The sequence below is a fragment of the Microbacterium candidum genome (genome assembly GCF_030315975.1).
In the GTDB taxonomy this organism is placed as follows: domain Bacteria; phylum Actinomycetota; class Actinomycetes; order Actinomycetales; family Microbacteriaceae; genus Microbacterium; species Microbacterium candidum.
Genome location: NZ_JASXSZ010000001.1, coordinates 756,940 through 782,919, shown reverse-complemented (window position 1 = coordinate 782,919; position 25,980 = coordinate 756,940). Strand labels below are relative to the sequence as shown.

The following is a 25,980-nucleotide window of genomic DNA, read 5'->3' as shown; positions in this document are numbered from 1 at the left end:
AAGATACTTACTTACTGAGAGAAATGGAAGAGGCAATTCCCATGGCGGATCGCGAGGAGCTGATCACCCGGCTCGGCGACCTCGGCGCGCGTTCGGCGACGATGACGGCGCTGTTCCAGCAGAAGGCCGCCGCGAGCTATGGCCTGGGCGTCACCGACATGAAGGCCCTCGACGTGCTCATGCGCGGCGGTGCGCAGACGGCGGGGCAGCTCGGCACAGCGCTGTCGCTCACGTCGGGCGCGGTCACGGGCGTCGTCGACCGGCTCGTCAAGCGCGGGCTCGCGAAGCGCGAGGCGGATGCCGGCGACCGGCGCCGCGTAGTGGTGGTCGCCGACTTCGCCACGATCGCGTCCGGTGCGAACGTCTACCAGGGGATCGGCGAAGCCTTCCGGGAACTGCACCAGTCACTGACGACCGAGCAGCTCGCGTTCCTCGTCGACTACACCGAGCGCTCGATCGCGCTCACGGAGCAGGCGATCGACGAGCTGCCCTGACGCCAGCCCGACGTTCACCGCGAGACGCACGTCACGACTCCCGGCGAGACACAGCAGTCGTGTCGAGACAGGGCGTTCGCGGCGAGACCGGGCGTTCTGCGCCCTGTCTCGGCGCGAACCCCATGTCTCGGCGTGCGAGCGGGAGGGGGCGAGGGGTGACGTCAGGCCACGAGGGCGGCGGACAGCGCGTCCGCGACGGCTGAGCGCGGGATGCCGGGACCCTCGACGAGCATCGAGCCGAACGTCGCCGGATCCCACTTGAGATCGAGTGCCGCATTCGCCTCGGTCAGCACGCCGACGAAGCGGTCGACGGGACCGAAAGCGAGCATTCCGCTGAGCAGCCGCGCGCCGCGGATCGCGCGCTGCGACGTGCCGATCAGCTTCACGACGCCGCGCGCGTTGATGCTGTACTCGCCCGGGCAGTACTCCCCCGGCACCTCGCCGAGCCGCGCGTCGACGCCGAGCTCGCGCAGCGCGTCGGCGATCGTGTTGCCGGCGCTCGCGAAGAAGTGCCCGGGGTCGAGGGTGTCGTGCACGCGGTCGACGAGGTCGAAGACGAGGCACGACTCGTCGTACGCGACCGCGCGCCCGCCGGTCGGGCGGATCGCCGGTGCGAAGCCGAGCCGCTCGGCAGCCGCGACCGCGACCGGGTAGCCCGGCATGCGGCTCTCACGCCTCGTCATCGCGAGCGTCGGCACCGGAGCGTAGAGCCGCAGCACGCGGTCTTCGGCGATCCCGCCCGATGCCACGGCCCGCAGCAGCCGCACCGACTCCTCGAGGTCGTCGGGACCTGCGGCATCCTGCCGGATCACGAGGCCCGGCAGGCGTTCGAGCCGGGCTTCAGGGTTCGCGGTCACGCGATCATTCTCGCGGCACGCGGCCGCATCCGCTCTCGGAAACGACTACTGCGGGCCGAAGGCCGCGAGGAAACGGTCGCGGAAGACATCCATCCGCCACGTCGGCGCTGCGGCGCCGGGCTCCAGGCCCGCTTGCCAGTGCCAGCCGGAGATCGGCTTCAGGACAGCAGGATCCCGCGCGATGATGCTGACCGGCACGTCGTGGTTCGCAGCCGAGCCGCTGACGATCGTCGACGGCTGGTGGTCGCCGAGGGCGACGACGACGAGGTTCGGATCGTCGACGTTCTGAAGGAACGACAGCAGCGAACCGACGGAGTACTGGATGGCCTGCCCGTACGCCGTGCGGATCGACTCGGTGTGCTCCCACACCGCCGCGGGCTGATCGCCCTGCGCCGGCTGCCCCGCATACACCGATCCGTCGCCGATCGCGTCCCACGGCTCGAGCTGCGGCAGCGGCGCGAACGGAGTGTGTGACGAGAGCAGGTCGATCTCGGCCATCACCGGCGTGTGCCCGGACGCGAGCTCCCGATCGGCGAACGCCTTCAGCGTGTACTGGTCCGGGATGCGGGCGTACCCGAAGCTCGGCCCGCGGTATCCCGAGTTCCGCGCATCCAGGAACGAACCGTAGTGATAGAACGACACACCGTCCGCCCACGGCCCGGTGTCGCGCGGAACATCGCTCACCGTCCGCCAGCCCGCAGTGCGGAACGCGTCGCTGAGCGTGAAGCGCTGCGTGCCGACGATCGTGTCGTACGACGACTGGGTGTCGATCCACAGTCCCGTCTGGAGCGTCGAGTGCGCCAGCCAGCTGATGCCCCCGAACGTCGGCGACGTCATCCACGCGCTCTCGCTCGCGTATCCCTGCGCAGCGAGGTCGGCCGTCCCCTGCCGCAGGACGGCGTCGACGCCCGGCGCGAAGCTGGAGCCCTCGACGGCGGAGCGCCCATAGCTCTCGATGAAGACGAAGACGACATCCTTGCCCCGCAGGGCGGTGAGGAGATCGGATGCGGGCGCGCGCGCATAAGGGTCGTCCGCGGCCTGCGCGACGAGCCGTGCCTGCGCGGTCGCGCCGGCGGAGGCGAGGGAGACCGCGGACCCGATCGCGTCGGCGGATGCGGCGGCGGCGACCGGCGTCGCAGTCGTCGTGGTTCCGACGAGCGCCGACACGATCCAGACCGTTGCAACCCCGGTGAGAGCGGCGGTTCCGGCACGCACGTGGCGACGGATGCCGGCATCCACCCGCAAGGCGGACCACGCGAGGAGTGCGGCCGTCCCTGCCGCGAGCGCCGCGACGAGGACCACCACCGCGATGGCTGTCGGTGCGCCGAGCGCGTCGGACACGAGCCCGAACGCGGAGATCAGCTGCTGCCCGTCGGCGGGATCGAACCGGATCGAGAGTGCCGACTCGTAGCCGCGGTCGATGGCGGCGAGGAGGATCGCGGCGACGACCGCGGCGCCGAAGATCGATGCGACCGCGATGCGCGCGGGACGCCACGGCAGCAGAGCGAGCACGAGGAGGACGAGGAGCGACTCGACCGGGATCCGCACGAACCCCGTGAGCGAGCCGCTCGAGAGTGCGCCCGGGACGAGCGGCACGACGACCAGCGCGAGCACCGCGAGGACGAGGGTGGTCGCGGAGCGCCGCGGGACGTCAGGCACCGCCCTCACCGCGTTTCGACTCGCTCGAGGCAGGCTCCATGTCGGTCGTTGAGCGAGGGAGGAACGACCGAGACGAAACGTCGCGAGCCGATCCCGGAACGTCACCGCGTTTCGACTCGCTTCGCTCGCTCAACGACCCGCGGGCAGGTATCTCCGTTTCGGCCGTTGAGCGAGGGAGGAACGACCGAGACGAAACGTCGCCAGCCGATCCCGGAGTCTCACCGCGTTTCGACTCGCTTCGCTCGCTCAACGACCCGCGGGCAGGTGTCTCCGTGTCGGTCGTTGAGGGAGGGAGGAACGACCGAGACGAAACGTCGCGAGCCGATCCCGGGACGTCGGGGTCGAAGCGGTCGGAGAGCGCGTAGCGGAGCAGGACCACATCCCCGATCTGCTCGCTCGAGGCGAGGGTCGCCCGACGGGAAGCGGTCCACGGGAAGCGCGCGGGCCGGACGAACCGCGGCGCGTCGGCGTCCCCGACGAAGAACGGCGCGACGACCAGGTGGAGCTCGTCGACGAGGTCCGCGGCGAGGAACTGCGTGAGCACGTGTCCGCCGCCCTCGACCATCAGCCGGCGCACTCCGCGGTCACCGAGGTCGTCGACGAGCCGGGCCATGTCGACGCAGTCATCGCCCATGCCGACGACCGTGGCGCGGTCGCCGAGCGCCGTGCGCAGCCGCGCTTCGACACCCGCCGGGCAGTAGACGAGCCGCGGTCCGTCGCCGGTCGTGAAGAAGGCCGCGTGCGGCGAGAGGCGTCCGCTCGCGGTGACCGTCACCTTGACCGGCGAGCCGGCGAGGCCGGCCGCGATGCGGTCGCGGCGGCGCGTCGCATCCCTCACGAGCAGTCGCGGGTCGTCCCGCCGCACGGTCGTCGCACCCACGAGAATCGCGTCGCTGCGCGCCCGCACCTCGTCGACGCGATCGAAGTCGGCCGCGTTCGACATCGTGAGGCGCTCGGGCCCCGCGCTGTCGAGGTAGCCGTCGATCGACATCGCACTGCTGACGGTCACATAGGGGCGATCCACGCGAGGCCGGCGTTCGACACCGGGTGCGCCTGCGGTCTCCGGGATCATGCCGGCGTCCTCTCGTGCGGGGCGCGGACACGACCGCGGATGCGGTCCGCCAGCAGGATGACCGCGCCGGGCGCCAGTGCCGCCATCGCCAGCACTCCGTAGGCGGTGGAGACGGAGACGCCGGCCCCTCCGCCGAGACCCGCGATCGCGAACGCCGCCGCGCTCGCCGCCTCGCGCGGGCCCCACCCGCCGACGTTCAGCGGGATCGTCGCGGCCGCGAGCACCACGAGCGCCATGAGCGAGAGCTCGCGCGGACCGGCCGGAACGCCCACCGCGTACCCGGCCACGACGAAGAGCGTGACGTGTGCGCCCAGGACCAGGACGGATGCGGCGACCACCGCGAACAGCGCGCGCGGGCGCGCGAGGAGGGGGCGCAGCATCCCGAGCTCTCGCCTCAGGATGCGGCGGGCTCGCGGGATCGCGAAGAGGCCGACGAGCGCCGCGACGATGACGGCGCCCACGGCGAGCACCGGTGCGAGAGACACGGCGAGCCCGAGCGGGAGGAGGATCGCGACGGTCACCGTGCACTGCACGATCTGCCCCGCGACGCGTTCGGCGGCCACCGCGCGGGCGGCGTCCCCGACCCGGCCCTCAGGCCGCCCGTGGGCATAGGCACGATGGACATCGCCGAGCACTCCGCCGGGCAGCACCGTGTTGAGGAACTGCGACCGGTAGTAGGCGCCGACGGCGGAGCCCCACGGAAGGGGAAGCCCGAGCGAGCGCGACACGACGCGCCAACGCCAGGCCGCCGCGACGGTCGCGATCGCCGCGAGGACGAACGCGAGCGCGATGGACAGCGGCGTGAGGGACGCGATGCCCTTCAGAAACGGCCCCACCCCGACCGCGACGACCGTCGCCGCCACGACGACCAGTGTCGCGGTGATGCGGACCGCCCGGTTCACGGCCATGCCAGGACGTCCTCGTGTCCGACGATCACGCACAGGACACCGGAGTCCCGCCGCGCACGGGCCGCGTCCGCCAGCTCGGGGCGCTGTTCGACCGCCGCATCCAGCCACCCGTCGAGCCATTCCGCGATGAGCGGCTCATCCTCGTGTCCGAGTCGCCACGGGGTGTCGTCCGTCTGCACGTTCCAGCCTGCGGCTGCGAACAGCTCGGAGATGAAGGGGACGGCATCCGGACCGAGACGCCCGTCGCGGCGCTGATGGTCGTCGAAGGCGGCCGCGAGCTCGGCATCGAACGGGGTCGGCGGGGCGAGCACTACCGACCCCACCACGGTCAGACTGAAGAGCGCCGGCATGCCGGCCGCGACGCACGCGGCGACGATCCGTTCCGCGTCCGCGCGGGTGAGCACGTCGAGGAGCGCGGAAGCGGTGAGTGCGGATGCTCCCGCGAAGGCGTCGGGCTCGAGTGCGCCGAGCGGTCCGATCCGCGTGTCGACGGCGATCGGGCGCCCGTCGCGGTCGCGGACGCCGGCCAGGTCCGCGTGCAGGAGGATGCCGGGATCCCCGTCATGCAGCACCCACTCCTGCGGTCCCGGCAGCTGCGGTGCCAGCCAGCGGACCATCGCGCCCGTTCCGGATCCGAGGTCGTGCAGGGTGAGGGCGCCTGCCTCCGGCAGCCGCTCGCTCAATCGCGCGGCCAGCCGGCTCGAGCGGGCGCGGTCGTCGGCGCCGGCCCGCAGGGCGAGCCAGTCCGGGGTGGCCGTCCGCGGATGCGGGCCGCTCGGGGCCACGCCGGTCCCGTCGGCGACCTGCGGATCGGGTGCGGGAAGGGCGGTCATGACAGCGCCGCCTCGATGAGGTCGATCGTGTCGTCCCAGCTCGGCAGCGCGGCCCGGACGCCTGCCGCTTCGCGGCGCAGACGGTCGCGCAGAGCGGGGTCCGTCATCCACTCCCCCAGCGCGTGCGCGAGCGCCGCCGGATCGCCGGGGCGGACGAGGATCGCACCGCCGCCGGAGACCGTGTCCGCGATGCCGCCGACGTCGGCCGCGATGACGGGGATGCCGCGGGCGCGCGCATCGGCGATCGCCATGCCCGCACTCTCCACGCGCGACGGCGCGACCACGACGGCGCTGCGCGCGTACTCGTCCGCGAGCGCGGCGCCGGTGAGGACGCCCGTCATGCGGACCCGCCCCCCGAAAGCGGAGGCATCGCGGGCGATCTGCCGGGCGAACGCGGGAGCCGGCGCGGGCGAGCCGACGAGCACGCACGTCCAGTCGTCCCCGCGCAGTTCCGCGAGGGCGTCGAGCAGCACGTCCTGTCCTTTGTGGGGAGCGATGACGCCCACGCACAGGAGCTCGCGACCCTGCGCGGCGGCGAGGGAGGCCGCGTGCGTTCCCGGCGGCGCGACGGCGACCCGCGCGGCGGGGATGCCGCTCCGCTCGAGTTCGGCGGCGGTCCACCGGCTCGTCGCGATCACGCGGTGCGCGGCGGCGAGAGCGCGGCGCTCGGCCTCGATCGCGGCGGACGTCACGCCGGGGAAGGATGCGGTGACCATGTGCGCGAGGACCACGACCGGGCCCGCCGCATCCTCGACCGCCTCCGGCGCCCCTGCGGCGCAGAGGCCATCGACGAGCACGAGCCCGGTCGCGTCCGCGAACGCGGTCGCGACGCCCCCCGGCGCGACCTCGCGGACGTCCACGGTCCAGCCGCGGCGACGCAGGCCGTCGCGGACCTCCCGGTCGTACACGTTGCCTCCGCTGACGCGCAGCGGGTCATCCATCCCCTCCGGAACGACGAATATGACGTGCCTCATAGCGCCACCCCCGGATGCCCGTGCCCCGTCGACCCGACCGCCACCTCGTACGACGCCCACGCGATGTGCGACTCGTGGAGCGTCACGGCGATCCCGGTGACGCTCGCGGGGACGGATGCGGCGAGCCTGTCGCCGATGATCTGGCACAGGCGCTCGGTGGTCGTGTTGACCCCCTGCAGGTCAGGCTCCTCGTCGAGGTTCCGGTACGACAGCGACCCCACGATGCGCCCGAGCTCGGCTGTCGCCCAGCCGATGTCGACGACGACCCCGTCCTCATCGAGGTCGGCGGCGCGGAACGTCGCGTCGACGACATAGGTCGCGCCGTGCAGCCGCTGCGCGGGCCCGAACACCTCGCCGCGCAGGCTGTGGGCGACCATGAGGTGGTCGCGGACGGTCACCGAGAAGCTCACGTCGGGTCGCTCCAATCGATCGTGTGGCACAGGTCGTCGGCGGTGCCGGCCGCGAGCGCGGCGACGACGTCGGGAGCCTGCATCCACGGGGTCGTCCCGCCGAGGAGGGCATCGAAGTCCGTATCCTCGAGGAGTCGCAGCGCGAGGGTGAGCCGCTCGCGGGTCGTCGTCCTCGCGCGGCGGGCGACGGCGACCACCCCGACCTGCGAGGAGCGGATCGTCAGGCGCCGCGAGTGGAAGTCGCCGCCGAGCTCGACCGGCACGGCTCGACTGCCATACCAGCTCGCGACGACGACCTCGCCGTCGTCGGGTGCGAGGCGCAGCGCCTGCTGGAGCCCTGCCGCCTGTCCGCTCGCCTCGATCACGATGTCGGGGTCGGCGGAATCCCCGAACCGCACCCCGAGTGCGTCCGCGACGGCGCGCTTGCCGTCGTCGACGTCGACGAGCGTGACGGAGACTCCGGGGATGCGGCGCGCCACCGCCGCGATGGCGCCGCCGATCATGCCCGCGCCGACGATCGCGATCCGGTCGCCGACGAGCGGACGCGCGTCCCACAGGACGTTGACGGCGGTCTCGACCGCACCCGCGAGCACGGCGCGACGTGCCGGAACACCGGCGGGCACCGGGACGAGGGCCGTCTCGGGAACGACGAAGCGGGACTGATGGGGATGCAGCGCGAACACCATGCGGCCCGCGCTCTCGCCGACGGCGAGATACCCGTACTTCACCGGGAAGGGGAAGTCGCCCGCCTGGAAGGGGGCCCGCATCCGGTCCTTCTCACCGTCGGGCACCTCCCCGCGCGCCACGATCGTCTCCGTGCCGCGGCTGACGCCGGTCCAGAGGGTCTCGACGAGCGCCTCACCCGGCTGCGGCTCGGGGAGCTCCTCGGCCTGCAGCGCACCGACGCCGGGCGCGGTCGTCCACAGGGCGACGGCATCCCGGTCCTCTACGCGCAGCGCCATGCGGGAAACACGGAGCCCGCCGCGCGTTGGTTCACCCGACACGCGTCGACGGGGCGACCCGATTCCTCGGATCGCCCCGCCGTCATGCGTGCAACCGCGTCAGTTGGCGCTCGCCGTCCACCGCTGGCTCGTGGCCCCGGTGTCCGTGCGCTGCACGACCAGCCCGCCGGCGTCTGCCGTGAGGCTCAGCCCGGAGTTCTTGTTCGCGAGCTTGAGCGTGCCGTCGGCGTTCTTCGACAGCACCCACGTCTGGTTGTCCGTGCCGCCGCAGGTGTACTGCCCGACGACTGCCCCTTCGCTCTTCGAGCTGTAGAACACGTCGACGCAGTAGCCGCTCGAGGCGTTCTTGACGGTGTACTCGCTGCCGCCGAGCCGCGTCACCACCCACTTCTGGCTCGCGTCGCCCGCGGCCGCCGGTGCGACCGTCAACTGCGCGGCATTCGTTCCCGGTGCCGTCAGCACGCCGCCGGAGCCGACGGTCAGGGCGTACTGCCCATCCGCGATCGGCGGCGGGATGATCACCTGGGTTCCGACGGTCAGCGCGAACACGTGCACGGATGCGTTGCCGGGCAGCGTCACCGCGATGACCTTCTTGTCCGGGTCGATCTGCACGGTGTTCGTGTACAGGCGGTACTCCGTCGTCGGGTAAGCCGGCCCTGTCGGGGTGTTCTTGCCCTTCGTGACGACCGCGATCTTCGCGCCGTACGCGTTGGTCGCGAGGCAGCACCAGTTCGGCATGCCGAGGGTGCCGGCGCTCGTGGAGCCGTCCGCGTAGTGCACCGTCACCGCATCCGTCGCCGAACCGCTCGTCCCCGTGCCGAGCACCGCCAGGGCGTTGCCCTGACCGCTCACCGGCACCGTGCGGGCGCCGCCGGCGACGTTGTCCGGGTTCCCCGCTGCGACGTCCGGCATCGTGAACGAGAATCCGTTCGCCGTGACCGTCGCGCCGCGCCCGGCTCCCGCCGCCGCCAGGCGGTCGGCGATGAAGCTCGACCCCCCGCCGTCGATGTTCGCCGTGGCAGGGGCGTCCGCCGTGCTGATGCCGTTGTTGTTGAACGCGGCGTTCAGGCTCGCGTAGGCGACCGTGGTCTGCGCCTGCGCGCCGACCGTCCACGACGCCGAGCGGACCGTGTATCCGACCTGCGCGGTCACCGTCTGGGCGCCCGGCGCCGCCGACGCGGGCACCGACACCGTGAACGGCACCGTGAACGTCGCCCCATCCGGCACGAGGGTGTTCGTCGTCGCGCCGGTCGCCGTCGCCGTCCAGCCCTGCGGGAGCTGGAGCGCCGTCGAGGTGACCTTCAGATCCGCACCGGTGTGGTTGGTCGCCGTGACGGTGGCGTTCGCGCTGCCGCCCGCCATGCTCAGCGCGTCGACGGACACGGCCGCATCCACCGCCCGGTTCTCCGGGTGCACACCGCCGACGGCGGTAGACCCGGTGATGTCGACCGCGAACTCCGCGCCCGTGGACCGGGAGTCGGTCTGGATGCGGAGCACCCCGGCCGCCTGGTCGTAGAAGTAGCCCGGGCCCTTGTCGAGGTCCGCCGACGACGACACCTCCGTCAGCTTGGCTCCCGCCAGGCGCACCGTCGACGGACGCGTGTCGGTGTGCACCGACAGCCGGTAGCTGCGCGCATCCGGCTTGCCCGCGTAGTCGCCCTTCAATGCGCCGACCGAGACGTGGATCTGTCCGCTGCCCTCCGCGGGGGCGGTGACGGCGATCTTCTGCGTGGCGTTCTTGCCGTTCTCACCCGCCTGCGACCGGCCGTCGTCCTCGTACAGCGAGAACGACGACGTGCCCTTCGGGTAGAGGTCGACGTCGAGCCGTCCGGCCTTCTTGCCGGCGGCCCAGTCGGTCGTCCCCTGCGGGAACATCGGCACGACGGCGCCCGCCTTGACGAACAGCGGCAGTCGGTCGAGCGGCGCCGCGTACCCGTCGACGGTCGTCGGCCCGGTGAACGTGCGGCCGCTCCAGTAGTCCACCCACGTGCCCTCGGGCAGGTAGATGCCGTTGCGCACGGTCGTGTCCGAGTACACCGGGGCCACGAGGAAGCTGTCGCCCGCCATGAACTCGTACTTCACCGCGTCGCCCCACGTGTTGGGGTCGTTCGGGTAGTCGACGTACAGCGGCCTCGTGGAGCCGAGACCCGTGGCGTGGGCCTGCGCCTGATACGTGTACAGGTACGGCAGCAGCCGCTCGTGCAGCATCAGGTAGTCGCGGTTGATGGTCGTGTAGGGCTCGCCGTAGCGGTACGGCTGCTTGTCCGAGGAGGCCCAGCCGCTCATCGCGTAGGTCGTCGGCAGGAACATCTTCCACTGCAGGTCGCGCGTGTAGGTGTCCGCGCTGCCGCCGAAGATGCCGTCGATGTCGCCCGTCGAGTTGGGCTGACCCGACATCGTCGTGCCCGCGTAAGTCGGGATCTGCCAGCGGATGTAGTCCCAACTGCCTGACTGGTCGCCGCTCCACACGGCGCCGCAGCGCTGCGTGCCCGCCCAGCCCTCGATGGTGAGGACGGTCGAGCGGTCGGTGGTGTTGTCCTCGATGCCCTTCTGAGCCTTCTCGCACGCGGAGAGGGCGAACCGGTAGCCCGGGCCGACCCACGCGACGTCGGTCTTGCGCACGCGGACACCGCTCTGGACCTCGTACTGCTGGTTGGTGAGGTCGCTCTGCGTCCAGAGCCCGAGCTCCGAGTCGTGCGAGGTCAGCATGTCGTGCACCTGGGGCAGCTGCTCGTAGCCGCATCCGTAGCCGTCGTTCACGAGCATCCAGCCGAGCGGCATGCCGTTCTGCTGGTAGCCGTCCGCGATCGCGGTCGCACCGGGCAGCGTGTGGCGCTCGCCGCGGTTGGCGTTGTGCAGGTAGCAGTCGGCGTCGCCGATCTCCATGCTGTACATCGGCAGCATGGCGGGGCGCCCGGTGAGCTTCGTGTAGTCATCGAGCACCCCACGCGTGTCGCCGACGAAGTAGTACGCGTCGAACCGCTGCTCGCCGTGCGTCGTCGCGACGGGGTCGCCGAAGCTGTAGCTTCCGGACGCGAAGGTGTCGCGCAGCACGCCGTAGCCGTTGCTCGACAGGTAGAAGGGGGCTGCGTTGGGGTTGCCGCCGTCGTTCCAGTTGTAGTCGCGCGAGATGCTGATCGTCTGGTCGCGGTGGGAGAAGCGGCCGTTCTGCATGCCGCCGCCGAAGAACTGCTCGGTGGCGCCGCGGGTGAGGTGCTGCGTCATCCCGTTCGCGTTCCAGCTGAGCGGCGAGGTCTCCGCCCACAGCGTCTTCCCGCTGCTGTCCTTCAGCGACATCGTCAGCGGCGACTTCGCGACGGTCAGCGTGGCCTTCGCGGTCGCGATGCTCCAGCCGTCGGCGGTGGTGCTGAGCGCGCTGCCCGCGTGCCCGCCGAGGTCGCCCACGACGATCTTCGCCGCCGGGTCCGCAGGGTTGCTCGGCTTGTCGTTTGCCGGGTCGGTGAACGTGCCCGTGGGCGCCAGCTCCACCCGCACGGCGTCGGCGCTCTCGAACGTCACGCGCAGTCGCGCGTCGCCGGCCGTGAACGTGTACGCGTCGCCGTCCTGCTGGACGTCGGTGGCGGTGCCGAGCGACTGGTCGCCGGCCGCCTGAGCCGCGCCGCCGGGCAGGGCCGTGAGGACGCCGGCGACGCACGCGGCGGCGGCGATCGCGCCCCACCATCTGATGCGTGCACCGGCTCTGAGGGCGATTGGAGGAGAACTCGTGCGAGTCATCGCGAACCTCTCGGTTAGAGCGACGACCCCCAGCATCATCGCTGTAATTGATTGAATCTGCTTGTTTCAAGCAGATTCCACACATTAGCGAACATGAAACATGCAGACAAGGATCAATTGAACCCGGATACGGTGCCCACCCGTGTTCTCATCGACGGTCACCGAGAGGATCCGGAGTGCGCATGTCGAAGGTGCAGAGGATGCCGTGGTGGTGGGCCGCAGGCGGATGCGCAGGCCTCGTCGCCGTCACGCTGGTCGTGCCGCTCGGCACGGCCGGATGGGTCGCCGGCCTCGCGTATCTCGTCGTCTCGTCGGCGCTCCTCACCCGTGGCCTCGTGGGCGCCCCGCGCTTCGGCCCCGCCAACGGCATCACCGCGACCCGGTCCGCGCTCGTCGGAATCGCGACCGCGCTGGCCGCGGCATCCTTCGCCCACGCGATCAGCACACCCCTGTTCGTCGCGATCGCGAGCGTCGCTCTCGCCCTCGACGCGGTCGACGGATACGTCGCCCGCCGGACGGGCACCGCCACCGAGCTCGGCGCGCGTTTCGACATGGAGGTCGACGCGTTCCTGCTGCTCGTCCTGAGCGTCTACGACGTGCGGTACGTGGGCGCATGGGTGCTGGCGATCGGCCTGATGAGGTACGCGTTCGTCGTCGTCGGGTGGATGCTGCCGTGGATGGGCGCCCTCCTCCCCGCGCGCTACTGGCGGAAGGTCGTCACCGCGGTATGCGGCATCGCGCTCATCGTCGTCGCCGCCGGCATCCTCCCGCCCGTCCTCGACCTCGCCGCCGTGGCGATCGCCCTCGCGCTGCTCGTCGAGTCGTTCGGGCGCGATGTGATCTGGCTCGCGCGATCTGAACTCACGCGGCGTCGAACCCGTGTTCTCTCCAAGGCGTCAACCGACGGGAAGGCGGCATGACATGAGCGGTTTCCAGTGGACGATGCGGATCCTCAGCGCCCTGGTGCTGCTGACCGTGGGCGGCATCCATCTCTTCCTCGTGTTCGACGGGGTCGGCGGCGTGCTGGGCGTCCTCTTCGTACTGAATGCGATCGCCGCCCTCGCGCTGGCGATCGCGATGGTGGTGCTGCGCGGCGTCCTGCTGCGCTGGGCGGTCGTGCTGAGCCTGCTGTTCGTCATCGCGACGCTCGTGTCGCTGCTGCTCGCGCTCACGATCGGCCTCTTCGGCATCCACGAGGTGTGGACGTTCACGCTCGTCCCGCAGACGATCGTGATCGAGTCGATCGGCATCGTGATCCTCGCGGTCGCGTGCATGGCGCTCCTGCGCCGGCCCAGCGTCGCCCGCGTCGCGAGCTGAGCGCGGGCGGGCGCTCTGACGGGCGCCTCCGGGGTCAGACCGCGCGGGCGTGCAGCAGCACCGATCGGTCGGGGTCGAGCGATGGCATCTCGAGACCCACGGCCCGCAGCACGCGACCGGGAAGGCGGATGCCGTCGGCGAGCCACGGCACCGGTTCGCCGGACGGGCGCGCGCCGTCGGGCGAGACGAGCGCCACGGCGTAGAGCCGGTCGTCGTCGAGGCCCGGAAGCCCGATGCGACCGACGGGCCACGTCCGGGGGCGCTCGGTGACGGAGAACGCGTACAGCGCCTCGCCGCGATCGGCGGCGACCACTCCCTCGAGACGGCACGCCGGATCGATGGCGTCGGCATGCACCACGAAGCCCGAGTGCAGCAGCGCACGGTGCTGCTTGTGGAAGGCGATCCAGGCGGCGAGCCGCGCTCTCGTCTCTTCGTCGACCTCCAGCAGGTTCGTCTCGATGCCGAGGTGGCCCCAGATCGCCTTCTCGGCGCGGTACTCGAGCGGGTGCACGCGCCGCGTCGTGTGCGATTCCTCCGCCCCGATGTGCGTGCCCTGGCGCTCCGGGGGGACCAGCATCCCGGTCCATCGCTGGATCTCCAGCCGTTCGTGGGGGTCGTTGCAGTCGCTCGGCCACACGCGCTGCGTGCGCTCCAGCACGCCGAGGTCGATGCGCCCGCCGCCCGACGCGCACGACTCGATCTCGAGGCCCGGATGGCGTTCGTGCAGCTCGTCCATGAGCCGGTAGGCGGCGAGGGTCTGCGCCCGCATCCCGGGGCCCCCTGAGGGGGTGTGCCCGGCGTCGAGCAGATAGCGGTTGTGGTCCCACTTGATGTAGGCGATGCCGAGGCGATCGACGAGGTCGCTCATCCGATCGCGCACGAGCGCGTAGGCGCCGGGGTGCGCGAGATCGAGCACGTGCTGGTGGCGCGACGGCAGGCCCGGCCCGTGGCCGGCGTCGAAGATCCACTCCGGATGCGCGCGCGCGAGCTCGGAGTCGAGGTTCACCATCTCGGGTTCGAACCACAGTCCGAAGTCCATCCCGAGCTCCCGGACGCGGTCTGCCAGGGGCTCGAGTCCGTCCGGCCAGATCTCAGGATCGACGATCCAGTCCCCGAGCGAGGACGTGTCGTCCCGGCGTCCGAGGAACCAGCCGTCGTCGACGACGAACCGCTCCGCCCCGACGGCGGCGCCCGACTCCGCGAGCGCGGCGAGCGTCCCGAAGTCCTGCCGGAAGTAGACGGCCTCCCACGTATTGAGGATCACGGGCCGCGGCCGAGAGGGATGCGAGGGGATGCTGCGCACGTGGCGGTGGAACCGGGCGGCCATCTCGTCGAGGCCGTCGCCCCACGAGCCGTACTGCCATGCGGTCGCGTACGTCCGGCCGGTGTCGAGCACGACCTCGTCGGCGAGAAGGACCTCGGATGCCGCGAGCCGGCGCGTGCCCGCCGGCATCCGCTCCGCCGTGAGCGCCTGGTTGCCGGACCACCCGAGATGCGTCGCCCACACCAGGCCCGACCGGAACCCGAACCCCGGAACACCCGCCGCGACGAGCAGGGTGTGCTCGAGCCCCGGCTTCCCGCCCCGCGAGACCCGTGTCCACTCGCCCACATGGAAGGGATGCCGCTGCGGCACCCGCTCGAGCGACCAGCGGCCCGTCAGATCCAGCAGCTCGTCGGCCGCCGCCGGCACCGGCAGCGCAAGCTCCAGCCCGCCGACCCGGAACGGCTCGTCCCCGTGGTTGCACAGCGTCGCTCGCTGCCGCACGAGTCCGCTCGCCCGCAGCACCTCGAGCTCGAAGCTGAGGGACAGCGCGAACGCGCGGTCGACCGCCTCGACGCGCAGGGCCACCGACTGCTCGCCGTCCACCACGTCGACCGCCACCACGGAGAACAGCGATGCCCACCGCATCCCCGCGCCGTCGCCGACGAGTCCAGGGCGGCCGAGCCAGCCTTCCGCGAGCTGCGCGAGCGCCGGCACAGGCTGCGGGTACGTCACCGCGCTGTCGCCGATCGCGGGCTGCGCGGCCACGACGATCGCCGCGAGCGCGGACGCGTCCAGCTCGCCGAGATCCTCACCCCAATGGAGGATGCGGGGCAGGCGCGCCGCATCCGTCTGCACCACGACGCTCGTCCCGCCCGCTCGCAGGTGCACGGCATCCGGAATCTCGGTCATGCTCGGGCCTTTCGGGTCCGTCGGATAATGTTTGCGTTGACATGAATCCCGTGCCCACCGCCGCCGGTCGCGCGTCGATGAACGACGTCGCGGCCCTCGCCGGCGTGTCCGCACAGACCGTATCGCGTGTGGCCAACGCCCACCCGCGGGTGCTTCCGGAGACGAGGGAGCGGGTACTCGAGGCGATGCGGACGCTCGGATACCGGCCGAACAGCGCGGCGCGCAACCTCAAGTCCGGGCGATTCCGCAGTGTGGGGTTCGTCACCTTCAACCTCACCACACTGGGCAACAAGCGCACCCTGGATGCCGTCGCGAGCGCGGCCGGTGCCGCCGGCTATACGACGACGCTGCTGTCCATCGCGGATCCCACTCAGCTCGACGTCGTCGGCGCGTTCAGCCGCCTCGAAGAGCAGGCGGTCGACGGCATCATCCTCGTCATGTCCGCGGAGGTGGGTCCCGTCGATCAGCTCACGATCACCGCGGGGCTCCCTGTCGTCGTCGTCGATTCGGACGCGATCCTGCCGTATCCGATCGTGGACACCGATCAGGAGGGCGGCACGACGCTCGCCATCGAGCATCTCATCGGGCTCGGGCACCGCGACATCGTCCACGTGTCCGGTCCGGCGTCCTCGTACTCCGCGCGGCGACGGGCGGACATGTACCGTCGCCTGGTCGTCGAGCGCGGGCTCCGCGACCGCGAGGTGCTCGTCGGCGACTGGTCCGCGCAGTCGGGGCTCGCCATCGGTCGCGCGATCATGCAGTCCGGGTCGATTCCCACCGCGGTGTTCGCCGCGAACGACCAGATGGCGCTCGGTCTTCTGAAGGCCGTCCACGAGCACGGCCTGCGCGTGCCCGAAGACATCAGCGTCGTCGGCTTCGACGACAGCGACGAGGCCATCGCCTTCTGGCCGGCCTTGACGACCGTGCACCAGAACTTCGACGCCGTCGGGCGCAAGGCCACCGACATCCTCCTGTCGCTCATCCACGGACGCGAAGTGGTCCACGAGACGCAGCTCATCGCGACGAGCCTCGTCGTGCGCGACAGCACGGGGCCTGTGCCCGGCTGAGGTCGTCATATGTCGACGGGCCCGAGGTCCGGCGCGGCGGCGAAGCGCACGACGGCGTCGGCGATGCCCGCGAACTCCACGACGAGGACCTCGTTCTGACCCGCCCGCAGGACGGGCGCGGGCACGTACAGGGTGTGCTGCGGCCCGCGGGTCGAGTAGCGGCCCAGTGCGAAGCCGTTGATCCACACGGCGCCGCTGCCCCACCCGGCGGTGTCCAGGTGCAGGTCCACCACGGCGTCGGCGCACAGTTCGAACGCACCGGTCGCGATGGCCGGCCCCCTCACGGAGCCGCCGGGTGCGATCGGGTCCCCGGCACGCTCGAGCACGGCCCGCAGGTCTGCGGGCCGCACCGAGACCGGGCCGGCGGTCCAGTCCTCGAGCTCGCGTCCCTCGATCGAGACCGGCCCGATGAGTCCCTTCGGCTCACCCAGGCGGGGGCCGTAGTCGACGCCGCCGAACTGCTCGACGAGCAGGGAGACGCGTCCCGCCCGCGGGATCGAGATCGTCCGCTCGCCGCGTTCGCGGTCGATCACCCCGATGGGTCCGCCGTCGAGGAAGACATGGGCGCGGTCGCGCACGTCGGCGAACGCGAGCAGCCCGCCGCGCGCGACGACCGTCTCGTAGTGCGTCACGGGATACAGGCAGCCGAACGCCGTGGCATCCGGCAGGCGGTCGTAGGGATGGGCGTCAGGGCGCGCCGCGGACAGCGGCGCCGTGCGCATGAGCGGGGCGGACAGCACCGGCGCCGGGACCCGCTCCGCCGGACGCTCGTCCGGAACCGGCGCGTAGCGCGAAATGACCTCGCGGAACCGCCAGTACTTCTCGGTCGGCGAGCCGTCCTCGGCGAGCGGCGCGTCGTAGTCGTAGGACGTCGCGATCGGACGGAACATGCCCTTGTCGTTCGCGCCGGCGGTGAACCCGAAGTTCGTGCCGCCGTGGAACATGTAGATGTTGACGGACGCGCCGGCCTTCAGCAGAGCATCGAGCTCCGCCGCGGCATCCTCCGCCGTCGTGACGTGGTGGCGGTCGCCCCAGCTGTCGAACCAGCCGCACCAGAACTCCGAGCACATGAGCGGCCCGGTCGGCTGGTGGCGCCGGAGCGCGGCGAGGCGCTCGACGGCGCGCGAGCCGAAGGATGCCGTGAGGTGCGCGCCCTCGACGGATCCGTACTCGAGCATGTCGTCGAGCGGCTGGTCGACGGTCGTCAGCGGGACGACGACGCCCGCTGCGCGGGTGACCTCGACGAGCCGGCGGAGGTACACCGCATCCGACCCGTACGCGCCGTACTCGTTCTCGATCTGCACGAGGATCACTGGTCCCCCGGCGGTGATCTGCCGCGGCACGACGATCTCGTAGACCTGCGCGAGGTACTCCTCGACCGCCTCGAGGTACGCCGGATCGCTCGACCGCAGCCGGATGCCCGGCTCCGCGAGAAGCCACGAAGGAAGCCCGCCGTCGTACCACTCGGCGCAGATGTACGGACCGGGACGCACGATCACGCGGAGGCCGAGCTCGTGCGCCGTGTCGATGAACCGCGCGAGATCGAGCCCACGGTCGGTGCGGAACCGCCCGCGCTCCGGCGCGTGGTGGTTCCACGCGACATACGTCTCGATCGTGTTGAGACCCATGAGCCGCGCCTTCTCGAGCCGGTCGCGCCACTGGTCCGGATGGATCCGGAAGTAGTGCAGCGCGCCGGAGATCACCTGGAAGGGCTCCCCGTCGAGAAGGAAGTCGTCGGTGCCGATGGAGAAGGAAGGCATGTCGTCTTTCGTAGTTCGGTGTCCGTGCACGCCATGGGGGCCTGCCCGCGCGGGCAGGCCCCATGGTCCCGCATCACTGGTTGACGGAGAAGCCCTGCTGCTTGCCGTAGTCGACCAGGGTCTGCTGCCACTGCTGCAGTGCGGTGTTCAGATCCGTCTTGGCGCCGAGCGCCTTGCCGACGGAGTCGCCGAACACGTTGTTCGCGTAGCCCTGGTAGGGCAGGTACTGCCAGCCCTTGATGACCGAGGCCGCGGATGCCGCACCCTCCTTGTTGGCCTGCTGGCCGCCGAAGCCCGGGAACTCCTTCTGGAGGAACGTGGGGTTCGTGAGCTCCTTCATCGTGGACGGGAACGCCGTCGCGTTGATGATGTCGCGGCCCTCGCCATCCGCCATGAACTCGAGCACGCCCGCGGCGGCCGCCTTGTTCTTGCTCTGCTGCGTGACCGAGATGGCGCTGCCGCCGTTCTCCGCCGAGCCCGGCGTGCCGTCCCACGTGGGCACGGGGGCGACGACGAAGCGACCGGCCGGACCGTAGCCGTCCATGCCGCCGCCGATCATCCAGGAGCCCATCATGATCGTGGCGAGCTTGTCCTGGGTGAGCGCCTTGGTCCACTCGTCCGACCAGGTCGCGAGCGGCGAGAGCTCGCCCTTCTGGTTGAGCGTGTTCCAGTAGTCGGCGAACTTCTTGGTGCCGGCATCCTGCAGGTTGATCGTGACGTTCTTGCCGTCGGTCTTGAACGGCTGGCCGCCGGACGCCCAGATCATGCTCGTGATGAAGCCGGCGTCGCCGCCCGTGGCGATGTACGCCTCGGGGTCGGTCTTGTGGATGGCAGCGGATGCGGCCGCGTACTCGTCCCACGTCTTGGGTGCCGCGGTGATGCCGGCCTTCGCGAGCATGTCCTTGTTGTAGATCATGACCATGGGGCCGGAGTCCATCGGGATGCCGACGAGCTTGTCCTGCACGTGCACGGCGTTCCACGTCGACGGGGTGAACTGGCCCTGGTACTTGGTGTCGAGGCCGTACTTGCTCATGTCCGCGAGGCCCCCGCCGAGCGTCAGCTGCGGCAGGGTCTGGTACTCGACAGGGAGGATGTCGGGCGCGCCCGTGCCGGCCTTGACCGCGTTCTGCAGCTTCGTGACCGCCGCATCCGGGTTGTCGACCTTGACGATGTTGAACTTGATGTGCGGGTACTTCTTCGTGAACGCATCGGCTTCGGCCTTCGTGCCGTCGCTCCACGTCCACCACGTCAGCGTGGTGTCCTTCTGCAGGGCCGCGTCGATGTCGGCCTGCGTGCCGCTGTCGCCCGACGTCGTCGCGCCGCCGGAGCAGGCGGAGAGCGCGCCGACCAGGATGGCGCCGACGCCGACGGCGACGCCCGCCCGCTGCCAGAGGCGGCGGGTGCTGTTGCTGTTGTACTTCACGTGCTTTCCTTTCCTAGGGTTCTCGAGGTGCACGAGTTCAGGGGGTTACTTCACGCTTCCGGTCGTGAGACCGGCCTGCCAGTAGCGCTGGAGGTAGAGGAAGACGGCCGCGATGGGCAGCACCGTCAAGAGGGACCCGGTGATCACCAGGTGCGGGATCGGCACGGTGCCGATGGAGCTGGATGCGGATGCCCACTGGCTGAGGCCGACGGTGAGCGGATACCACTGCGAGTCGCTCAGCATGATGAGCGGCAGGAAGTAGTTGTTCCACGTCGCGACGACGGCGAACATCAGCACCGTGATGAGGGCGGGTGCGAGCTGGCGGAGCGAGATCGAGAAGAAGATCCGCAGCTCGCCGGCGCCATCCAATCGCGCCGCCTCGATCAGCTCGTCGGGGATCGCCTCCTGCGCGTACACCCACACGAGGTAGAGGCCGAAGGCCGAGACCAGCGACGGGATGATCACCGAGAACGGCGTGTTCGTCAGGCCCAGCTTGCTGAACATGAGGAACTGCGGGACGGCGAGCACCGAGCCTGGGATCGCGAGGGCGCCGAGGACGACGGCGAAGACGAGCCGCCGGCCGGGGAAGCGGTACTTCGCCAGGCCATAGCCGCCGAGGGCGGCGAGGAGCGTCGCGCCGCCGGCGCCCACGGCGACGTACAGGAGCGTGTTCGCGAACCAGCGCAGGAACTCGCCGTTGTTGTACGTGAAGACCTGCACGATGTTGTCGAACAGTGAGAAGCGGGGCGTGAACCACAGGGCGAACGAGTTGTACAGGTCGTCGCGCGACTTCGACGCGTTCACGATCAGCCAGAACAGCGGCACGACGCAGTACAGGACCATGAGCGTCATGACGATCGCGAGGACGATCGAGGGGCGACGGCGGCGCGGGTCGCGCGAGCGGTGCGCGGGCTCCTTCGGGATGCGGCCGGTCGCGAGCCGGCTCGGCGGGCGACGGCGGGTCGTCACGGCTTCGGTCGCGGTCATCGGTTCCGCTCCTTCCCGTTTCCGATTCCCTGAGCGACGTACGCGATGACCATCGTGATGATGCCCGAGACGATCGCGATCGCCGCGGCGTAGTTGAACTGGGAACCCGCGAACGAGAGGTTGTAGGCGTACATGTTGGGCGTGTAGTAGCTGCTGATGACGTTCGGGGCGATCTTCTGCAGCACGGAGGGCTCGTTGAACAGCTGGAAGCTGCCGATGATCGAGAAGATCGTCGCGACGACGATGGCGCCGCGGATGGACGGGATCTTGATGCTGAAGATCGTGCGGAAGGGGCCCGCGCCGTCGATCTCCGCGGCCTCGTACTGCTCCTGCGGCACCGCCTGGAGAGCGGAGAAGAAGATCAGCATGTTGTAGCCGACGAACTCCCACGTCACGATGTTGCCGATCGCGGCGAGGACGAAGGTGTTGGACAGCGGTGCGGGGATGGCAGTGCCGAGCCACCGGTTGAGATCGGCGACCAGCCCGAACTGCGACCCGTACATGTAGCCCCAGATCATGACCGCGACGACACCCGGCACGGCGTACGGCAGGAAGATGCTGAGCCGGTAGAAGGGCACGAACCGCAGGCGCGCGCTGTCGAGCGCGAGCGCTGCGACCATCGCGAGCCCGAGCATGATCGGCACCTGCACGAACAGGAAGACGGTGACGCGGAGCGTCGCGTCCCAGAACTTCGGGTCGGTCAGCGCCGTGGCGTAGTTCTCGAACCCGACGAACTGCGTTCCCCCGATGAGCGTGTCGCGGAAGAGGCTCAGCGCGACCGCGTAGACGAGCGGGGCGATCAGGACGATCGCGAAGACGAGCGAGAATGGTCCGACGAACCACCAGCCCGCCCAGTCGCGCCGGATGCGTCGGCGCGGCCGGATCGCTCCGACTGCAGCTTGCGTCGTCATGTGCCGTGTCACTCCTTCGTGGGCATGTTTGCGTTCACATGGAGTATACGCAAGGATCGTGTTTACGCAAACATGTTTTCTCGATGAGGAGGATCACGAGTTGATCTCGACCGTTCACGTCGTCTTCAAGACACACCTCGACGTCGGATTCACCGACCTCGCCGCCGAGGTCACGAATCGCTACGTGCATTCCTATCTCCCCCGCGCGATCGCGCTGGCCGAGGAGCTCGACGCCCGCGGCGGCGACGCCCGCTTCGTCTGGACGACCGGGTCCTGGATGATCCGGCACGCCCTCGACGCCGGCACCGACGACGAGCGCGCGCGCCTGGAGGCGGCCATCGAGCGCGGGGCGATCCGCTGGCACGGCCTTCCCGTCACCACCCACACGGAGGTGATGGATGCGGGTCTCGTCGAGCACGGCATCCGGATCGCACGACGACTCGACGAGCGCTTCGGCACGCGCACGATCGCCGCGAAGATGACCGACGTCCCGGGACACACGATCGGGCTCGTGCCGTTCCTCGCCGACGCGGGCATCGAGTTCCTCCACCTCGGGGTGAACGGCGCGTCCGCCGTCCCGGACGTCCCCGAGTTCTTCCTCTGGCGCTCCCCCGACGGCCACGAGGTCGTCGTGAACTACGCGCGCAGCTACGGCGCCTTGGAGCTCGGTGTCGCCGTCGCCCCCGGAGGGACGAGCGCTCTGCACCTCGCCCACACGGGCGACAACTTCGGTCCGCCGTCCGCCGACGAGGTCGAAGCGCTCTTCGCCGCGCTTGCCGAGGCGTACCCGGGTGCGCGGATCGTGGCATCCACCCTCGACGCCTTCGCCGCCGACGTGCTCCCCGCGCGCGACCTCCTTCCCGTCGTGGAGGACGAGATCGGCGACAGCTGGATCCACGGCGTCGGCAGCGACCCGCTTCTCACGGCGGGCCTGCGGAGCCTGCTCGCCCTGCGCACCCGGTGGGTGGACGGCGGCGAGCTCGACCCCGAGTCCGCGGAGGGCATCGCCTTCTCCGACGCCCTCCTGCTGGTCGCCGAGCACACGTGGGGCGAGGACCTCAAGACGTTCCTGCCCGACTACGTCAACTACACGAAGGCGGAGTTCGGGGCGGCGCGGGCGAGGGATGCCGTCGACGTCTCCCGCAATCCGGCCGACACCGCCGCATACGCATGGGCGTACGAGGATCACCCGGGCCGCGCGCTCACCTACTCGGGCTTCGAGGGGTCGTGGGCCGAGCAGCGGGGCTACCTCGGGCGGGCGATCGCGGCGCTGGCGCCCGAGCGCGCCGAGGAGGCGCGCGCCGCGCTCCGGGCGCTGCAGACGGCCGTCGCTCCGCTGTCCGGCACCGTCGTCGAACCCGGCGAGGAGGTCGTCGCCGGACGATTCCGGGTCCGGCTCGCTGAAGACGGATCGCTCGTCTCGGCAGTGGATGCCGCGGGCCGGCAGTGGGCGGGCGACGAGCACCGGCTGGCCGCCTACCGCTACCAGACCTTCGACGAGCGCGACGAGCGGCTCTGGCTCGACCAGTACTGCCGCGATCTCGATGAGACCGGCGTCTGGGCGATCCCCGACCAGTCCAAGCCGGGACTCTCAATCGCGGCGACGCATCCGGCCCGCGTGTTCGAACCCCGCGTCGCGGGCGCCCGCCTCCGGACCGAGGACGACCACGACGTCATCGACGTGTCGCTCGACCTGCCGCCCGAGGCATCCACCGTGTGGGGCGCCCCGCGCGACCTGCGCCTCGAGTACCGCTTTCCGCACGGCTCCGGCGGGATCCGCGTGACCCTGACGGCTGCGGGGCGCGATGCGTCGCGACTGCCCGAGGCGAGCTGGCTCGGCTTCCGCCCGGCGCCCGCGGACGGCGAGTGGAAGCTCGAGAAGCTCGGCACCCTCGTCGATCCGACGCACGTCGTACGGGGCGGCAACCGCAGCCTGCATGCCGTGTCGGGCGTGCACCGCGAGGGTGCGGACGCCTTCCGCCTGGCGACGCTCGACGCACCGCTCGTCGCCGTCGGCGACCCACAGCTGTACCGGTTCGAGAACCGCGTCGCGCGCCCGGAGGACGGCTTCAACGTCAACCTGCACAACAACATGTGGGGCACGAACTTCCGCATGTGGTTCGACGACGACCTGCGCTACCGCTTCGAGCTGGAACTCGGATGAGCGCCCCTCTCGTGACGACGCCGGCCGTGGTCATGGCACCGCGTGCCGACGGCTTCGAGGTCGTCTGGGCGGTGTCGCGCCCGGCCCGGGGCTGGGTCGAGTGGGATGCCGGCTCCCGGCACGGCAGCGCCCGATCGGACGCCTTCGGCATGGTGCCGCAGGGCGTCGAGGTGCTGCGCGTCCGGGTGTCGGGGCTGGCTCCGGGCACCGCCGTGCGCGTGCGCGCCGTCACGGAGGCCGCCGACGATCGCGAACGGCACGTCGGAGCCTGGAAGACGACGCACACACTGGATGCCGCGGCATCCACCGCCCGGATCGCCGTGTGGAACGACACGCACGAGCACGACGACACACTGCGCCGCCTCGACGACGTCACGCCCGCGGCCGACCTGCTGGTGTGGAACGGCGACGTGTGCAACGACTGGAAGCGGCCGGATGCGTTCACGTCGACGGTGCTGCATCCCGCCGGCCGGGATATCACCGCCCGCCGCCCGCTCGCCCTCGTGATCGGCAATCACGATGTGCGCGGCGCGTGGGCGCACCGGCTCCAGGAGTTCGTCGCGACCCCTGCCGGCTCGCCGTACTGGGCCGCGCGCCTCGGCCCCGTGGCCGCCATCGGGCTGCACACCGGCGAGGACAAACCCGACGCCCACCCGACCTTCGAGGGCCGTGTGGCGTTCGAAGCGCTGCGCGCCGAGCAGGCCGAGTGGCTGGCGGAGACGATCCGCCGTCCGGAGATCGCCGACGCACCGTTCCGCATCGTGTTCTGCCACATCCCGCTGCGATGGGTCGACGAGACGGCTCCGGACTACGACGACGACGGATACGACTGGTTCAGCCGGATGAGCCGCGACGCGTGGCATGACTCGCTCGTCGCATGGGGCGCGCAGCTCGTCGTGTCCGGCCACACCCATTACCCGGCCTTCCTGCCCGCCGATGCGCTGTTCCCCTACGCGCAACTCGTCGCGGGTGGCCCCGATGCGGACCCGGCGGCCGCGGAGGCCGCCACGTGGATCGACCTCTCCGCCGACGCCGCGGGCCTCACCGCAACGATGGTGAGGCTCGACGGCGCGGTCGTCCACCGTGTGGAGCTGCCTCCGCTCGCCTGATATCCGACCGCCTGTCATGATCGTCCGGTATACGAAACGGAGCGGACATGACACCCACGACGGCCATCGATGCGCACCGCGTCGCGACGGGCGACCCGGCGGATGTGTCGGGGCTCGCGGCGCTCATCGATGACGGACTGCTGCGTCCCGACGACGTCGTCGCCGTCACCGGCAAGATCGAGGGCTGGGAGCCCGGCGACACGGGGCGCGTCGACGCCCACAATGCGGTGCGCCGACTGCTCCTCGACCGCGGCACGCGTTCCGCGGACCGGATCGAGCAGATCCCGATGGCCTTCAGCGCCGGGGTGGGCACGATCCTGACGCCGCACCTCGTCGTGTACACCCGCATCCCGTCCGAGCCCGCCGCCGACGGTGCACCACGCCTGGCACTCGGCACGTCCCGGTCCGAGGTCATCCGGCCGGAGTGGGTCGGCACGGCCCGGGCGGTGCAGGTCAACGCGGACGCCGTGCGCGCCGGGGCGGCGGACGCCGGCATCCGTCCCGAAGAGGTCGAGTTCGTCGTCGGCAAGTCGTACTACCCGACTCCGGCGGAGATGGATGCGGCGCGCGCCGTCGATCCCCTCGTCCTGGATGCCGACGACGAGACGATGTTCCGGATCGGCAGCGGCAGCGCCGCGCTCGGCGTGGGCGTCGCCACGGAGGGACTCGCGATGCCGTCCGACGATCAGATCGGCAGCGACCTCGACGTGTGGTCGGGCAGGCTTTCGGTGTCGTGCAATCCGTGGGAGGGCACCGGCGGGCCCGGCCCGCAGTCGCAGCTCATGGTGTTCGGCAACCGCCCGGGTGCGGGCGGGCGGCTGCGGGTCGGCCACGCCGCGTTCGCCGATGTGCTCGACGTCGGCGCCGTGCCGCGGGCGCTGCGCCGGGCCGGCGTCGAGGTCGGCGACGGCCCGCTGACCGCGGAGCAGTCGGCCCGGATCGTCGGCGTCTACATCAAGTTCGAGAACCCCGTCGGCGGAGAACTCCGCGGCCGCCGCCAGGTCACGCAGGACCCGTCCTACAGCCGGACGATGCGCAGCGTCATCGCCGGCGCCTTCGCGTCGATGCTCCAGGACACGATGATCTGGGCATCAGCCGGAGCGGTGCAGCAGGGGCCGGCCGGCGGCGGGACGCTGGCGATCGTCACCGACGTCGGATAGACCGC

General features: G+C 71.0%; 21 protein-coding genes. 7 read left to right on the top strand and 14 right to left on the bottom strand.

The features are described from left to right. Positions 1-41: 41 nt before the first annotated feature. Positions 42-494 carry a MarR family winged helix-turn-helix transcriptional regulator gene (locus QSV35_RS03610; RefSeq protein WP_286286786.1) on the top strand — a complete coding sequence of 151 codons (453 nt, stop codon included), beginning with the start codon at positions 42-44 and terminating at the stop codon, positions 492-494. 161 nt (positions 495-655) lie between these two features. On the opposite strand, the gene QSV35_RS03605 is transcribed toward QSV35_RS03610, so the two are convergent. From QSV35_RS03605 to QSV35_RS03565, 9 genes are all read right to left on the bottom strand, one after another. After that, positions 656-1,351 carry a lipoate--protein ligase family protein gene (locus QSV35_RS03605; RefSeq protein WP_286286785.1) on the bottom strand — a complete coding sequence of 232 codons (696 nt, stop codon included), beginning with the start codon at positions 1,349-1,351 and terminating at the stop codon, positions 656-658. 45 nt (positions 1,352-1,396) lie between these two features. Continuing rightward, positions 1,397-3,010 carry an alkaline phosphatase family protein gene (locus QSV35_RS03600; RefSeq protein ID WP_286286783.1) on the bottom strand — a complete coding sequence of 538 codons (1,614 nt, stop codon included), beginning with the start codon at positions 3,008-3,010 and terminating at the stop codon, positions 1,397-1,399. Further along, complete coding sequence (locus QSV35_RS03595; protein WP_286286780.1) at positions 3,003-4,082, bottom strand: RibD family protein; 1,080 nt, start codon at positions 4,080-4,082, stop codon at positions 3,003-3,005. The genes QSV35_RS03600 and QSV35_RS03595 overlap by 8 nt, the downstream gene beginning before the upstream one ends. After that, the gene (locus QSV35_RS03590; protein WP_286286777.1) at positions 4,079-4,990 is read right to left on the bottom strand and encodes a lysylphosphatidylglycerol synthase transmembrane domain-containing protein; all 912 of its coding nucleotides are present in this window, start codon (positions 4,988-4,990) and stop codon (positions 4,079-4,081) included. The genes QSV35_RS03595 and QSV35_RS03590 overlap by 4 nt, the downstream gene beginning before the upstream one ends. Continuing rightward, entirely contained in the window at positions 4,981-5,823 is an 843-nt protein-coding gene (locus QSV35_RS03585; RefSeq protein ID WP_286286774.1) for an SAM-dependent methyltransferase, read from the bottom strand. Before QSV35_RS03585 ends, QSV35_RS03590 begins: the two co-directional genes overlap by 10 nt. Continuing rightward, complete coding sequence (locus QSV35_RS03580) at positions 5,820-6,797, bottom strand: glycosyltransferase family 4 protein (protein ID WP_286286771.1); 978 nt, start codon at positions 6,795-6,797, stop codon at positions 5,820-5,822. Before QSV35_RS03580 ends, QSV35_RS03585 begins: the two co-directional genes overlap by 4 nt. Continuing rightward, positions 6,794-7,207 (bottom strand): 6-pyruvoyl trahydropterin synthase family protein, encoded by a 414-nt coding sequence (locus QSV35_RS03575; protein ID WP_286286769.1) that lies wholly within the window; start codon positions 7,205-7,207, stop codon positions 6,794-6,796. The genes QSV35_RS03580 and QSV35_RS03575 overlap by 4 nt, the downstream gene beginning before the upstream one ends. After that, on the bottom strand, positions 7,204-8,169 hold the full coding sequence (locus tag QSV35_RS03570; RefSeq protein ID WP_286286767.1) for a zinc-dependent alcohol dehydrogenase: 966 nt from the start codon (positions 8,167-8,169) through the stop codon (positions 7,204-7,206). Before QSV35_RS03570 ends, QSV35_RS03575 begins: the two co-directional genes overlap by 4 nt. A 99-nt stretch (positions 8,170-8,268) precedes the next feature. Continuing rightward, the gene (locus QSV35_RS03565) at positions 8,269-11,904 is read right to left on the bottom strand and encodes an RICIN domain-containing protein (protein ID WP_286286764.1); all 3,636 of its coding nucleotides are present in this window, start codon (positions 11,902-11,904) and stop codon (positions 8,269-8,271) included. Positions 11,905-12,086: 182 nt separating this feature from the next. Here QSV35_RS03565 and QSV35_RS03560 point away from each other — a divergent pair, with 182 nt between their 5' ends. Both QSV35_RS03560 and QSV35_RS03555 read left to right on the top strand, forming a co-directional pair. Then, on the top strand, positions 12,087-12,824 hold the full coding sequence (locus tag QSV35_RS03560) for a CDP-alcohol phosphatidyltransferase family protein (RefSeq protein ID WP_286286762.1): 738 nt from the start codon (positions 12,087-12,089) through the stop codon (positions 12,822-12,824). Between the two features lies 1 nt (position 12,825). Beyond that, positions 12,826-13,221 carry a hypothetical protein gene (locus QSV35_RS03555; protein WP_286286760.1) on the top strand — a complete coding sequence of 132 codons (396 nt, stop codon included), beginning with the start codon at positions 12,826-12,828 and terminating at the stop codon, positions 13,219-13,221. Positions 13,222-13,255: 34 nt separating this feature from the next. On the opposite strand, the gene QSV35_RS03550 is transcribed toward QSV35_RS03555, so the two are convergent. Beyond that, positions 13,256-15,394, bottom strand: coding sequence for an alpha-galactosidase (locus tag QSV35_RS03550; protein ID WP_286286758.1), 2,139 nt, complete (start codon positions 15,392-15,394; stop codon positions 13,256-13,258). Positions 15,395-15,435: 41 nt separating this feature from the next. Here QSV35_RS03550 and QSV35_RS03545 point away from each other — a divergent pair, with 41 nt between their 5' ends. Further along, complete coding sequence (locus QSV35_RS03545; protein ID WP_419956811.1) at positions 15,436-16,461, top strand: LacI family DNA-binding transcriptional regulator; 1,026 nt, start codon at positions 15,436-15,438, stop codon at positions 16,459-16,461. Positions 16,462-16,466: 5 nt separating this feature from the next. On the opposite strand, the gene QSV35_RS03540 is transcribed toward QSV35_RS03545, so the two are convergent. From QSV35_RS03540 to QSV35_RS03525, 4 genes are all read right to left on the bottom strand, one after another. Then, on the bottom strand, positions 16,467-18,221 hold the full coding sequence (locus QSV35_RS03540) for a glycoside hydrolase family 35 protein (RefSeq protein WP_286286754.1): 1,755 nt from the start codon (positions 18,219-18,221) through the stop codon (positions 16,467-16,469). A gap of 73 nt (positions 18,222-18,294) precedes the next feature. Further along, positions 18,295-19,644, bottom strand: coding sequence for an ABC transporter substrate-binding protein (locus QSV35_RS03535; protein ID WP_286286753.1), 1,350 nt, complete (start codon positions 19,642-19,644; stop codon positions 18,295-18,297). A gap of 45 nt (positions 19,645-19,689) precedes the next feature. Further along, on the bottom strand, positions 19,690-20,631 hold the full coding sequence (locus QSV35_RS03530; protein WP_419956810.1) for a carbohydrate ABC transporter permease: 942 nt from the start codon (positions 20,629-20,631) through the stop codon (positions 19,690-19,692). Beyond that, positions 20,628-21,542, bottom strand: coding sequence for a carbohydrate ABC transporter permease (locus QSV35_RS03525; RefSeq protein ID WP_286286751.1), 915 nt, complete (start codon positions 21,540-21,542; stop codon positions 20,628-20,630). The genes QSV35_RS03530 and QSV35_RS03525 overlap by 4 nt, the downstream gene beginning before the upstream one ends. Before the next feature lie 100 nt (positions 21,543-21,642). Here QSV35_RS03525 and QSV35_RS03520 point away from each other — a divergent pair, with 100 nt between their 5' ends. Genes QSV35_RS03520 through QSV35_RS03510 form a run of 3 tightly spaced genes read left to right on the top strand, consistent with a single transcriptional unit; the run spans position 21,643 to position 25,975 of the window. Continuing rightward, positions 21,643-23,706 (top strand): DUF5054 domain-containing protein, encoded by a 2,064-nt coding sequence (locus QSV35_RS03520; RefSeq protein WP_286286749.1) that lies wholly within the window; start codon positions 21,643-21,645, stop codon positions 23,704-23,706. Further along, a complete protein-coding gene (locus tag QSV35_RS03515) occupies positions 23,703-24,815 on the top strand; it encodes a metallophosphoesterase family protein (RefSeq protein WP_286286747.1) in 1,113 nt (370 codons plus the stop codon). The genes QSV35_RS03520 and QSV35_RS03515 overlap by 4 nt, the downstream gene beginning before the upstream one ends. Before the next feature lie 47 nt (positions 24,816-24,862). Further along, on the top strand, positions 24,863-25,975 hold the full coding sequence (locus QSV35_RS03510) for a ring-opening amidohydrolase (protein ID WP_286286746.1): 1,113 nt from the start codon (positions 24,863-24,865) through the stop codon (positions 25,973-25,975). The last annotated feature ends 5 nt before the right edge of the window (positions 25,976-25,980 follow it).